This is a genomic window from Dyadobacter sp. CY326 (assembly GCF_021390515.1).
Classification (GTDB): Bacteria; Bacteroidota; Bacteroidia; order Cytophagales; family Spirosomataceae; genus Dyadobacter.
The window spans coordinates 252,052-264,633 of the sequence record NZ_JAJUXI010000002.1 but is presented as its reverse complement, the minus strand read 5'-3'; the positions used below and the strand labels follow the sequence as shown (position 1 = coordinate 264,633).

The following is a 12,582-nucleotide window of genomic DNA, read 5'->3' as shown; positions in this document are numbered from 1 at the left end:
CCATCAATATTATGTCAAGCAGAAGGGAATTTATAAAAAATGCAGCGCTGGCTTCGGCGGGTGTTGCTGTGGGTTCAAATGCTTTCAGTGCATCCAGTTATCGCAAAATTTTAGGTGCAAATGACCGCGTGCGCGTTGGGATAATCGGTTTTTCAGATCGTTTCCGCAGTTCGCTTGCGCCAAGTTTCTCTGATCACGCAAAAGAACTGAATTTCGAATTTATGGGCGTTTCCGACCTCTGGAACCGCCGCCGCGATGAGGCTGAGGCGTTCATGAAAGGAAAACCTTATGCCGCCGCTGAATTTGCAAAAGCCAGAAACAATGAAGAATTGCTGGGACGTAAAGATGTGGATGCAGTAATCATCAGCACAGCCGACTTTCAGCACGCATTGCATTGCGCGGAAGCCGTGAAATCGGGTCGCGATGTGTATGTTGAGAAACCATTTGCCGAAACATTGGAGGATGCGAAAGTTGCGTTAAAGGCAGTTGAAGCGTCCAAACAAATTGTACAGGTTGGCTCGCAGCGCCGCAGCGCACCAAATTACTGGGCAGCTTATGAATACATTAAATCAGGCAAATTCGGCGACATTACAACGGTTGAAATGACCTGGAATGTAAACCAGCCGGGCCGTTGGAGGCGTAAGGAACTAGTTTCGCAAATCAGGAAAGAAGACACCGACTGGGATCGTTTCCTGATGAATCGTCCGAAAGTTGAATGGAACCCGCGCTATTATCTTGAATTCCGCTTGTTTTACCCATATTCTTCCGGAATCCCGGGTCAATGGATGGCCCATCAAATTGACACAGTGCACTGGTTCTCGGGACTTGACGCACCAAGAAACGTTGTTGCCAATGGTGGAATTTACACCTGGAAAGACGGTCGCACGAATGTTGATACATTCAGCGCAGCATTTGAATATGGACCTTTTGATAACAAGGAAAAAGGCTTCCAGGTGATTTACTCCTCCCGTTTCAACAATGAGGCTGGCGGCGTGAAAGAATATTACTACTCGAATGGCGGGATGATCAATCTCGACACCAATAAAATTACTCCTGAGGGCGGATTGAAGGAAAAAGATGCCAAAGGAATGGGTCTGCAAGCAAATTTGCTTCCTGAAATGGCTTTGAAAACCGGTGATAAAATCGCCACCGACGCCAACACAGGGGCTGATCCGATGACCTCCCTGCACATGCGCAACTGGATGGAATGCATTCGTAGCCGCAAGGAAAGCAATGCGCCAGCTCGCGTTGGTTTCAACCATTCGGTGGCAAATATCATGGCTACGCAAGCTTTGCATACGGGCAAACGTGTAAGCTGGGACCCAAAGAAAAAGGAGATCGTTTTAAGCTAGTTCAAATAAAACATTGTGAACGTGAATGTTATAACAAAGGGCATCGCAGCAACCGCATTGACTGTTTTGGCGGCAAGTGGGGTGGTTCAGGCTCAGAAAGTGGATTTGGTAAATAATGAAAAGGACAAGAAAGTTGAGGTTAAAATCGACGGAAAACCTTTCACCGCGTATTTCTATCCTGGCGAAGACAAGCTGAAAAAAGCGGTGCTTTATCCGGTGCAAACCGCCAGAGGGACGCTGATTACAAGAGGCTGGCCGTTGGACCCAAGACCAGGCGAGCGCGTGGATCATCCGCATCACGTCGGGATATGGCTTAATTATGAAGATGTAAACGGCAATGATTACTGGAATAATTCCGACGCAGTGGACCATGCGAAACGCGCTTACGGAACAATCATTCACACCGGCATCAAATCCATTAAAAGCGGAAAAGATAAAGGTGAACTCACCGTAACGGCCGACTGGAAAGATAAAAACGGCGTGCTGACGTTACAGGAAACCACAACCTATCATTTCAGCGGCAAAGGCGACCAGCGCATCATCGACCGTTCGACAACGTTGACAGCTATGCTCGACGAAGTGGCCATGCCTGACATTAAAGATGGCATGTTTGCCATTCGCGTAGCGCGTGAGTTGGAGTTGCCTTCTAACAAGCCCGAAATTTTTACGGATGCAAGTGGCATTGCAACGAAAGTGCCTGTTATGAACAACGAAGGCATTACCGGAAATTACCGCAACAGCAATGGCATCGAAGGCGAGGCAGTATGGGGCAAGCGCGCAATCTGGTGTAATTTGACAGGGAAAATCAAAGACGAAAACATCAGCGTCGCGATGATTGACCACCCAAAAAACGTAGGTTATCCAGCTTACTGGCACGCGAGAGGTTACGGTCTTTTTGCAGTAAACCCGCTGGGAATGAAGGCGCTAAGTGACGGAAAAGAAACGCTGAACTTCAAATTGAAAAAAGGCGAATCCACCACATTCCGTTACAGACTCGTCATCGCCTCTGAGCATTTAAAAGACGAAGCAATCAACGCCATCGCAGCGGATTACGCCAAAACGAAATAGCATTTAAGTGAATACCAAAGGCAAAGAGCCGCAGGAAACTGCGGCTCTTTTTGTTATTATTGCAGAATATTACACACTATGTCTTCATGAATTCGGAAAATTATAAGGTCGATCAGATAGACCCATTTGTCTATGAGTTTAATAGCAATGGTAATCGGGGTAACATCCCAATAATTGTTGTGTTTACGCCAATGAGCGACTCTACTTTTAATTTAGGTTTTGGAGTTTGGAAAGCCGACACAAACTATGCTGATGATTTGACAGAAACCAGAAATGGCGATGCCGATAAGATTCTTGGAACGGTTGCCCAAATAGCGTTGGACTTTCTTGAAAATCGCCCGCTCGCAAAAATTTACGCGACTGGCAGCTGCGCCAGAAGAACAAGAAAGTACCAAATGGGAATTAACAAAAATCTATCTTTTTTAAATGAAAAATATATAATTCGAGGCTTGGTAACGGATAGAACGAAGCGTACTACTTTTAATCCGTCGTATCCTAATTGGCGTGATAACTGGCAAGATGTACGATCAGGAGTCAATTACGACGCGTTTTTGTTATACTTAAAATGATTTGTATTTTTGCTTATACTAACTAAATACACTATGGACACAGCATTTGAAAAAAGTAAGAAGCATGAGGCTGAAAGATTTTCAGCCAAAGACATCGAAAAGATAAAAGCTCATTTTGAGAAAAAGGCCGAAAAAATGAAAGCATTTTTGGAGGCGTATCCTGTACCAAAAGAGTTGCTCAAAAAGTAGGGTTTTGATCCGTTACTTACTCGGTCTAGAGCATTGCAGGTCAACCATATCTGAATTGAATTTTATAGTCGCTTCCTATCAACCTTGGGAACCTGCCTAACACCATGCAAGACAAATCACGACGGAAATTTTTGCAAAATGCCGGATTGGCGACCATTGCGTCCATTTCACCATTGGCGGCCGAGCCGGAAAGAGTGAAGGAATTGTTTATTCATCACGTTTTTTTTTATTTAAAAGATCACAACAATGCCCAGGATGAGGCGAAACTATTGGAGGGATTGCACAAACTCGCAAAGGTCCCGACGATTCAATACGTCCACATTGGTAAACCGGCCGAGACGAATAGATCTGTGATTGTGAGGGATTATACATTCTCATGGATGTGTTTTTTCAAAAATATAATCGAAGAAGAAATTTACCAGACACATCCGATTCACTTGGATTTTATTAAGGAATATTCACACTTGTGGGAAAAAGTGGTTGTGTATGATTCCGTCGGGCCGAAGAAAGTTGGGTAGTAAAGTGCGGCATTTTCTGCTTTTAATTTCAAACGCTTTGATCCGACTTCCAGCAATGCAGCATTTTTGTCTTTCTCGTAATTACGTTTCCCTTTTTCTCTGCGCGATTTTCGCGACTTTTTCACACTCACTTCTTGCACAAGACGCAGAGCCCATTCGCTTAAATCAAATTGGTTTTTACCCAAATGGCCAAAAGATTGCGGTTGTGCTTGGTGAGGAACCTACTGCTTTTGAACTGAAAGAGGCTTCATCCGGGAAAACGGTTTTCAAGGGCAAGCTCAGCGAGCCGAAAACCAGTCAGCATTCAGGAAAAACAAGTCGCATTGCGGATTTTTCGAGTGTTACCAAAGCTGGGAAATACGTTCTTTTTGTGCCTGCCTTGCGCAAGTCGGCGCCACTAGAAATAAAGGAAAAAGTCCATAAGGAAGTTGCAGCGGCCTCATTGAAAGGGTTTTATTACCAAAGAGTCTCCACTAAATTACCCGAAAAATTTGCTGGAAAATGGGCCAGACCAGCTGGTCACCCGGATGACAAAGTGCTTATCCACGCCTCTGCTGTGTCGGAAGGGCGGCCCGAAAATGCAGTAATCAGTTCACCCAGAGGCTGGTATGATGCGGGCGATTACAACAAATACATTGTCAACTCTGGCATTACAATGGGCACATTGCTCTCATTGTACGAAGATTATCCTGCGTTTTGCGAAAACTTTACAACCAACATTCCAGAAAGCAATAACGGCGTTCCTGACCTGCTGGATGAAGCGCTTTGGAACTTACGCTGGATGCTGACCATGCAGGACCCTGCCGATGGCGGCGTTTATCATAAGCTTACGAACCCGAGATTTGACGGAATGATCATGCCGGACGCTTGCAAGAATCCCCGTTATGTCGTGCAGAAAAACACCATTGCAACATTGGATTTTGTGGCAGTCATGGCGCAATCGGCCCGGATTTTTAAGAACTTTGAAAACAAATTTCCAGGATTGGCTGACTCTTGCGTTACCGCCGCGGTGAAAGGCTGGGAGTGGGCTAAAAAAAATCCCGGCGTCCTTTATAATCAGGATGAGATGAATAAAAAGTTTGATCCGGATGTGGTAACGGGCTCCTATGGCGATCGTGATGCGAAAGATGAATGGGTTTGGGCAGCAGCAGAAATGTATGCACTTACGAAGAAACCAGAATATATGCAGGGCATTGCATTGGAGGCCGATCAGCCTGTGCCGCTGCCAACTTGGAGCCAGGTTAATACACTGGGCATTTATACTTTGCTTAGGTTCAGCGATGAGCTTAAAGCAGACGCGAATTTAACCAACAGTCTGAAAAAGAGCGTTATTTCATTTGCGAACAACTTACTTATAGATTTGGAAAAACAACCTTATCAGACCGTTATGGGCAAAGTTGCAAAAGATTATTCTTGGGGAAGCAGTTCGGTTGCAGCCAATCAGGGCATTGCATTGCTTTATGCATTTAAATCGACCAAAGATCAAAAATACTTGTTGGCTGCCCAGGGAAATCTGGATTATCTGCTCGGCAGAAATGCGACTGGTTATAGCTTTCTAACTGGTTTTGGCACAAAACGCGTCATGCACCCGCATCATCGTCCGTCTGTTGCGGATGGAATTGTGGACCCGGTTCCTGGACTGTTATCCGGCGGGCCCAACCCAGGTCAACAAGACAAATGCACGACTTACACCAGCAAATTTGCCGACGAATCATTCACGGACGACGACTGCTCGTACGCTTCGAATGAGATCGCTATCAATTGGAATGCGCCGTTCGTTTATCTATCCGCTGCCATTGAAGCGCTCGCCGAGGCGAAATGACGTTTTCTATTTTGTGGATTTGACAGGAACGGTTGGCGGCGTTTCGTTATAGCCCTGATTATCCGTCATATTTTCTTCCTCCGATTCCTTTGCCGCATCTTTCGAGAGCGTTTTGGATGGTTTTTCTGAATCGTGATCTTGTTTTACATCACCTTTCGGGCCGCCGCTTGTTGGTGAGCCGCCTTCGACGTTTTCTTTATCTGGTTGCGTTTTCATAATCAATGAGATTTTAAGATTTATGTTCAATTTCCATTCCCGACGCATAAACGTTTTGTCTGTTCCTAAAATTCTACACATAGAAATGGCATGGCGAGTATCAGATCTTGTATAAATTAGACTTTTGTTAATCTGTAAAAGGGGATTTTTATCAAAATGGAAATTGAAAAGCTAACGATTCGGGAAGTGAATGTTGCCGACAGAGCCGTAATCTATGAAATGATATGCGCGCTGGAAAACATGAAGATGGACGTTGCAGGGTTCGATTTTGCTTTTGATACAAACATTAAAAATCCCAACATCCGCTATTTCCTTGCCGAGTTCGATTCACAGCCCGTGGGCATGGTGAGCTGCCATATTCAGCCTTTGCTTCACCACGCTGCACTTGTTTCAGAAATTCAGGAGATGTTCGTGAAGCCCGAATATCGTTCACAGCAGGTCGGAAAAGCATTAATGCAGCACGTGATGGCGTATGCGAAGCACATGGGCGCGATCCAGATGGAAGTTACTTCGCGCAATATCCGCGAGCAGGCGCACCGGTTTTATCAGCGTGAAGGGTTTGAGAAATCGCATGTAAAGCTTGTCCGATATTTTAATAAAGGCCAATAAAAAAACCACCCAATCAAGCGATCAGATGGTTTCTGCATTACCCTAAACCTTCAACTGCCATTAATAAATTAGTATCTGTCTCTGCGGTCGCGCGCCCAGCCTTCGCCGCGGCGTTCACTCATTCTGCGTGTGTCTGCCATTAATCTTTCAAGATCTTCGCGAAGGATTCTGCTTTCTTTGTTTGACAATCTGCCGCGATGGCTGTAATCCCTTTCGCGTTCTTCGATTCGTTCGTATCTGCTCATTAATGCATTGGCTTCGCGCGATGAAAGTGAACCTCTCTGGATTCCGGCTGCGATTTGCTGACGTGCTTCGCGCTGCAAATAATTGATCTCCGATGAGCCGCCCTGGCGATGTTCACCTTGGTAACGGTCGCGGCTGCTATGGCGCGTGCTGTATTGAGCTGATGCACTTGTGAAACCTAATGCGATAAATGCGACGGCAAAAAATATCTTTTTCATGACCCACAAATTTTAAAGTTCATGGGTTAGAGGCCGATAAATGACATAGGTTTAAAAGGCGCTTGTTAATGATTGTTAAGCGTAAAAGCAGCTTTTAAGAAATGCGATTGGGTGTTGATATCAGCGAATTAGCTGGCGGAAATGGCGCGCCTGATGGCTTCCTGCGCTTCTGCAAGAATTTCTTCGACCTTTCTTCCATCGGGTTCAACGCCGGGCAAGACGGTCCAGGAAAGATGGGAAAATGATTTGAGGGGGAAAATGCCTTTGGGATTGAATGCGCCCGTTCCGCTGATGGCGACCGGAACGACCAACGCATCGGGAGCGCGTTTGAGCAATGTTGCCACGCCGCCGGGAATAAATGGTTTCATCACGCCGTTTGCAGAGCGCGTTCCTTCCGGAAAAATTATGACAGACGTTTTTTCCTCGAAAGTCAACTTCCCGAGCCGGGCAATTTCTGTAACGGCCTGCTTGCCATCTTTCCGGTTGATGAGGGCAGCACCGCTTTTTCGCAAATTATAAGAGATGCTGGGAACGCCTTTTGCAAGCTCGATTTTTGAGACAAAACGGGGATGATGTTTTCTCAAAAACCAGATAATGGCAGGAATATCAAATGTGCTTTGGTGATTGGCAACAAAAATAATAGAACGGTCTTCCGGAAGATTGGCGAGGTTTTTTAATGTAATGCGTGCGCCTGTCAGATATAAACCGAAGGTTAAAAAGAAGTTGAGATAATCGACGACAACCTTGTGAACCTTTTTACCAAAAACATTAAATGCAATAACCTGAAAAAGATGAAAAACGAGCAGGGATAAGCCAAAATGAATTAAGTAAATAGCACTCAGAACATAGTCAACGATTTTTTTCATTCGGGTTTTTTGTGCAAAAATAGTTTAAAACTGCCTTGAATATTCTAATTTTTGAGCTTCGATATGATGAAAGTCATTCGAAACTTACATTAAATTCGCGTAATTTGTAAATTAACAAACAGAGCTTTAAATATAAATATAATGGACACCGCACTTTCAGCTGAAAGACTCGAAGTCATGCAACATGTAGGAAAAGACCTGAATGTGCTTATGGCGGAATATTTGAAACCCATCGAAGAAAACTGGCAGCCTTCGGACTTTTTGCCCGATTCCAGTGATGAAAATTTTTTTAGTGAAGTAAAATTATTGCAAGAAAGCTGCCGTGAGTTGCCTTACGATTACATTGCCGTGCTGATTGGCGACACAATTACCGAAGAGGCGCTTCCAACTTACGAATCTTGGCTGATGGACGTAATCGGCGTGGATCAGGTGAATAATCCTTCCGGCTGGTCGCAATGGGTGCGTGCCTGGACGGCGGAAGAAAATCGTCATGGCGACCTTTTGAACAAATATTTATATCTGTCAGGTCGGGTTAACATGCGTGCAATGGAGGTTTCTACGCAGTTTTTGATCGCCGATGGTTTTGACATTGGAACGGATCGCGATCCTTACCGCAACTTTATTTACACATCTTTTCAGGAGCTGGCAACTAATGTTTCGCACAGAAGAACGGCGACGCTTGCCAAGAAATTTGGAAATCCGCATTTATCCAAAATTTGCGGTGTGATTGCAGCCGACGAAATGCGACACGCAAAGGCATATAAAGATTTTGTTCGCCGGATTTTGGAAGTTGACCCTTCCGAATTGCTGCTTGCACTGGAAGATATGATGCGTAAAAAGATCGTCATGCCTGCTCACTTCCTGCGCGAATCGGGTGTGAAAATGGGCGATACATTCTCGCACTTTTCTGATGCAGCACAAAGATTGGGCGTTTACACAACCAATGATTACATCGAAATCCTCGACAGTCTGTTGGTGGAGTGGGAGATAGGCTCTGTTCGTAACATTAATGAGCAAGCAGAGAAAGCAAGAGATTATTTGATGGCGCTTCCAAACAGATTAAAGAGAATCGCAGACCGGACAAGAATCCCGGAATTGCAATATGAATTTAGCTGGATCAGCTAACGAACGTCCGGCTGAGCGCAGATCAATTTGACTGCGCTCAGTCGGTTATTTAATGAGTAACACGGTTCCTTCGCGCTTCATGACCCTTCCTTCGCTGGACACGCCCTCAATTGCCCAAACATAGGCACCCGAAACGACGGCTTCACCCTTAAAAGTGCCATCCCAGCCTTTATTTAATTCTTTTGTAAAAAAAACGAGCTGTCCCCAGCGGTTGTATATTTTGAAATAAGACAGGCTCGAAATTTCATTCACGACCGGAATGAGCACTTCGTTTTTGCCATCACCATTTGGAGAAAATGCAGTTGGGACATTCAAGTGTTCGCGACGTCTCACGCGGAGGTTAACCGTCCCTTTTCCCGCACAACCCATTCCCGATGTAATTTCGATCGTGTAAGTTTGGTCGGACTGCAATGTGGCAGTGGGGCTTGGGCTCGCGGGATCACTGAGCCCATCCGGAGGCGACCACAGGAATTTGCCATCGTTGAGGTTTGTAACCTGCGGCGAGGAAGCAATGAGTTGATAGGGAACATTGTAATCAATGGTCGCGTCAGGCGTCACTTTCACTTCAACAGGCGGGGCAACGCGGATCGTCACTGTGTCACGCGCATTACAAACGCCCAACGAAGCATTGACCACATATTGCGTTGTTATTGAAGGTCTTGCGACCGGATCTTTGGCATTCGGATTATCCAGGCCTGGCTGCGCTTCCCACGCGAATGTTTGGGCGTTACTGTTGGTCGTAAGCACAACCGGGTCGCCTGCGCAAATGGTGGTGTCCGCAATGGTCTGAACATTGATGTTGCTTGAAAATTCAACCTTTATCGGTTTATTCACGACACAACCGTTGACGTCTTTTAAATAAACTTTATAATCGGCAGGCATTAACTTGAAAACCGCATCTGCCTGATAATTAACAGAATCGATTGAATATTGATAGGGTAGTTGTCCGCCTTTTCCGCTAATTGTAAGCGTTCCCTCGCTTGTTTTATCACATGAGCCCGGCACAAGATCAGTGGTCAAACTCAGATCGCTGACTGACGCCTCTTTGATGTTGATAATCTCATTATTGCATTTGAGATTTGTGATTTTGAGCGCGACTTTCTTAGGGCCTGTGGTTTCCCAATTTATTAGAAATGGGCCCATTCCCGATCCGGAAATGATTTTTGCGCCGTCAAAATCCCATTCAAAGCTATATCCGTTTCCTGGAACCGGAATGGTTCCGGTGTATTTTATCTCCACATTCTGGTCCTTTTCGCAAACGGCATACGGAATGATAGCGAAGTCTGCATTGGGATTAATGTTGGCTGTAAAGCAGATTTCGTTAAACGATTGTTCAACATCGCTTTTCGCAAGAAACTGGTTGCTGAAAGACAAATAGCCAAAATTAGCCCGCCCGGACTCACACGAAACAGATTGATCATCTCGGAAAATATAGATCGGCGTTCCCGGCTTTCCCACATATCTTCCGTCTTTATCATTGTAAGACGCAAAAAGCATGTTATCCACATAGACATCCATAATCCCCGTCTGCCCGTTCCGGGTGAAGGTCAGGAGATAGTAAGTGTTGGTGTTGAAAAACGGGCAAGCGCCCGCAATGCCATAAGGATAAAAGTCAATGCAGCGATCTTTGGAGCCGTTTTTGTCCTTGAAATAAATTCCCTGATCTGATCCGCCATTGGAAAAATCAATGATTCGCGCCCACGTTACACCCCAGTCCGTAGGTTTGATATACATTTGAATCGTGTAATTATCCGTAATTGCGCCTTCTGTGTTGGGATACATTAATCCCCAGTTCAAATTATTTTGATACACAGTCCGTTGCACGCCGCAGGGTAAAACGTCACTGACGAAGGTTCCATCCGTGGCAGAAGCAGGACAGCTTCCCAATGCTGTGACTGGCGTAAGGGCCGGTCCGCATTCGGGTTGTGCAACTTCCAATGTCTTGTAAAAACGGTAAGTGTGCTTTACGGCCTGCCCAAAGAGAGCGGGCATTTGAAAGAGTGTGCAGAAAAAAACGAGGAGTAGTTTTATTTTCATAGTCAGCCGAGGCCGGAAGTAAAGGAACGAGCGTTAAGCGAATTTCACTATAAACGGTTAAATGTGTGATTTATGTCGACTTAATTTTAGCAAAAGCCATGTTATTATTTGACATTAAAATTACGCGAAATCCGACTCATTAGATGTCCGGCTGCATTAATTTAAGGAGGATCAGGTCATAAAAAAACGAGGTCACTATTCGGGACCTCGTTTTATGCAAATATATAAAGGAAGTTTACAGGTTAAGCGCCTTGTTCACCCCATCCTTGATCATCAGATTTTTGCGTGGACTCAGATTGTCGCGCAGCAACTTCCTGAATGGCTGGACTGTCTTCACTGCCGCCACCCGGCCATTCGCAACGACTGGAACGCCCATGACTTCCAATGCTTTATGAAACAATGTCTCATTTTCATCTCCAAAAGGAGCATACGGAACCTTCGCATCTTCCACGAGATAATTTGGCGTCATGCCGTCCACGGTTCCGTAATCCGACTGGTCGTTGGCGTTGGCCGTTTGCCCGAGCATGACATAAGCACCCCATTTCCAACGCTCTTTATCATCACTAACCAGGGAGCCGAAAAGGTTTTTGCCAGCAGTGTGCTCACCAATCGTTATGACGTCCATGTAAGGTTTCAAGCCGTTGATAACCAGTTCACTAGCCGACGCTGTTCCGTTTGAAGTGAGGACAAAAACGCGGTTCAGGTTGCTGCCAATGTTGTTGCTTTCTGCCTGAAAAGTGTAATTCAAAGCATTGGCACCGTTGGCTTTTTGCCAGTAAGCGATGTATTTATCATTCCATTGTTCCTTGTAAAATATTTTGGAAGCTGAAATGTTTTTACCAATCAAAGAGGCCAATGTATTTGCAGAACTAATGTATCCGCCGGAATTCAGGCGCAAATCCAGCACGAGTTCGTTCACACCTTTTGCTTTAAAATCTGCAAAAACCTGACGCAACTCATTGTCATATTTGTTTTCATCCGCTGCACTGCCAGGCACAAATTGCGTGTAAACCAGGTAACCAATCGTTTTTCCTAGTGCGGGTTTTGAAATCACAGTTGAAAATGCAACCGGATCTTCGCTCACTTCTGCTTTCGTGATCGAATAAGTGGTGTTGGTCGCGACAATCTTCGTGTCTTGCAACGCACCCAGCGTCACAGTTACACTTTCATTATTACTAAGCAAAGCGATATAATTGGCCTCAGTAAGCTGCGTGCCATTGACTTTGAGGATAATGTCACCTCTTTTCAAGCCCGCAGCGGCGGCAGGACTTCCTTTTACAACATAGTTTAAAAACGCCGCAATATTAGACTTGCCGTCGTCAATATAAGAAAGTGAATAACTGATCCCGAAGATTTTGCTTACGCCATTGAATTCATTTTGCAGCGCGTCAATATCATCTGTCACAGCCGAAAACCGGTCAACGGTTTCGCGTTGGTAAACCAGTTTTTCAAAATAATCATAAGGGCTTTGCGAAGCGTCCAGGCTGGATTCGGCAGGGAGATTTTTATACCAAAAATATGCATCGTCCATCACCTCATAAAGCCACGCATTCACCGCTTGTTTATCTGCAACGGACGTTGTATCGACCGCGGTTAAAACGTCAGGCTCAACATCTTTTTGCTTGCACCCCACCACCAACACCGCAAACGAAAGCGCGTAAAGAAGGCTTAACTTTTTAAAATATAACATATTAGCAGGTTTGTTGAATTAAGTTGTTTAACGAACTATACTGCCATTACGTATGTCATG

General features: G+C 45.2%; 13 protein-coding genes. 8 read left to right on the top strand and 5 right to left on the bottom strand.

The window, feature by feature from the left end; translation table 11 throughout:
* The first annotated feature begins 11 nt into the window (after positions 1 to 11).
* The 6 genes from LZG73_RS01685 (at position 12) to LZG73_RS01660 (ending at position 5,518) form a co-directional block, all read left to right on the top strand.
* Complete coding sequence (locus LZG73_RS01685; RefSeq protein WP_233845759.1) at positions 12 to 1,352, top strand: Gfo/Idh/MocA family protein; 1,341 nt, start codon at positions 12 to 14, stop codon at positions 1,350 to 1,352.
* Positions 1,353 to 1,382: 30 nt separating this feature from the next.
* Positions 1,383 to 2,420 carry a PmoA family protein gene (locus LZG73_RS01680; RefSeq protein WP_409014308.1) on the top strand — a complete coding sequence of 346 codons (1,038 nt, stop codon included), beginning with the start codon at positions 1,383 to 1,385 and terminating at the stop codon, positions 2,418 to 2,420.
* 86 nt (positions 2,421 to 2,506) lie between these two features.
* On the top strand, positions 2,507 to 2,989 hold the full coding sequence (locus LZG73_RS01675) for a DUF6934 family protein (RefSeq protein WP_233845758.1): 483 nt from the start codon (positions 2,507 to 2,509) through the stop codon (positions 2,987 to 2,989).
* A gap of 33 nt (positions 2,990 to 3,022) precedes the next feature.
* Positions 3,023 to 3,178: a hypothetical protein gene (locus LZG73_RS01670; RefSeq protein ID WP_233845757.1), complete on the top strand. Its 156-nt coding sequence runs from the start codon at positions 3,023 to 3,025 to the stop codon at positions 3,176 to 3,178.
* A 104-nt stretch (positions 3,179 to 3,282) separates the two neighbouring features.
* On the top strand, positions 3,283 to 3,696 hold the full coding sequence (locus LZG73_RS01665) for a Dabb family protein (RefSeq protein WP_233845756.1): 414 nt from the start codon (positions 3,283 to 3,285) through the stop codon (positions 3,694 to 3,696).
* A 55-nt stretch (positions 3,697 to 3,751) separates the two neighbouring features.
* Positions 3,752 to 5,518, top strand: coding sequence for a glycoside hydrolase family 9 protein (locus LZG73_RS01660; protein WP_233846466.1), 1,767 nt, complete (start codon positions 3,752 to 3,754; stop codon positions 5,516 to 5,518).
* 6 nt (positions 5,519 to 5,524) lie between these two features.
* Here the strand turns inward: LZG73_RS01660 and LZG73_RS01655 are convergent, their stop codons facing one another.
* Complete coding sequence (locus tag LZG73_RS01655) at positions 5,525 to 5,734, bottom strand: hypothetical protein (RefSeq protein WP_233845755.1); 210 nt, start codon at positions 5,732 to 5,734, stop codon at positions 5,525 to 5,527.
* 156 nt (positions 5,735 to 5,890) lie between these two features.
* Here LZG73_RS01655 and LZG73_RS01650 point away from each other — a divergent pair, with 156 nt between their 5' ends.
* A complete protein-coding gene (locus tag LZG73_RS01650) occupies positions 5,891 to 6,343 on the top strand; it encodes a GNAT family N-acetyltransferase (RefSeq protein ID WP_233845754.1) in 453 nt (150 codons plus the stop codon).
* Positions 6,344 to 6,411: 68 nt separating this feature from the next.
* Here LZG73_RS01650 and LZG73_RS01645 read toward each other — a convergent pair whose 3' ends face one another.
* Both LZG73_RS01645 and LZG73_RS01640 read right to left on the bottom strand, forming a co-directional pair.
* Positions 6,412 to 6,804, bottom strand: coding sequence for a hypothetical protein (locus tag LZG73_RS01645; RefSeq protein ID WP_233845753.1), 393 nt, complete (start codon positions 6,802 to 6,804; stop codon positions 6,412 to 6,414).
* A gap of 128 nt (positions 6,805 to 6,932) precedes the next feature.
* Positions 6,933 to 7,670: a 1-acyl-sn-glycerol-3-phosphate acyltransferase gene (locus LZG73_RS01640; RefSeq protein ID WP_233845752.1), complete on the bottom strand. Its 738-nt coding sequence runs from the start codon at positions 7,668 to 7,670 to the stop codon at positions 6,933 to 6,935.
* A 141-nt stretch (positions 7,671 to 7,811) separates the two neighbouring features.
* On the opposite strand from LZG73_RS01640, the gene LZG73_RS01635 reads away from it, so the two are divergent.
* Positions 7,812 to 8,795, top strand: a complete 984-nt coding sequence (locus LZG73_RS01635; RefSeq protein ID WP_233845751.1) for an acyl-ACP desaturase — start codon at positions 7,812 to 7,814, stop codon at positions 8,793 to 8,795.
* A 45-nt stretch (positions 8,796 to 8,840) separates the two neighbouring features.
* Here LZG73_RS01635 and LZG73_RS01630 read toward each other — a convergent pair whose 3' ends face one another.
* Both LZG73_RS01630 and LZG73_RS01625 read right to left on the bottom strand, forming a co-directional pair.
* Positions 8,841 to 10,787 carry a gliding motility-associated C-terminal domain-containing protein gene (locus LZG73_RS01630; RefSeq protein ID WP_233845750.1) on the bottom strand — a complete coding sequence of 649 codons (1,947 nt, stop codon included), beginning with the start codon at positions 10,785 to 10,787 and terminating at the stop codon, positions 8,841 to 8,843.
* 280 nt (positions 10,788 to 11,067) lie between these two features.
* The gene (locus tag LZG73_RS01625) at positions 11,068 to 12,522 is read right to left on the bottom strand and encodes a S41 family peptidase (RefSeq protein WP_233845749.1); all 1,455 of its coding nucleotides are present in this window, start codon (positions 12,520 to 12,522) and stop codon (positions 11,068 to 11,070) included.
* Between the last annotated feature and the right edge of the window lie 60 nt (positions 12,523 to 12,582).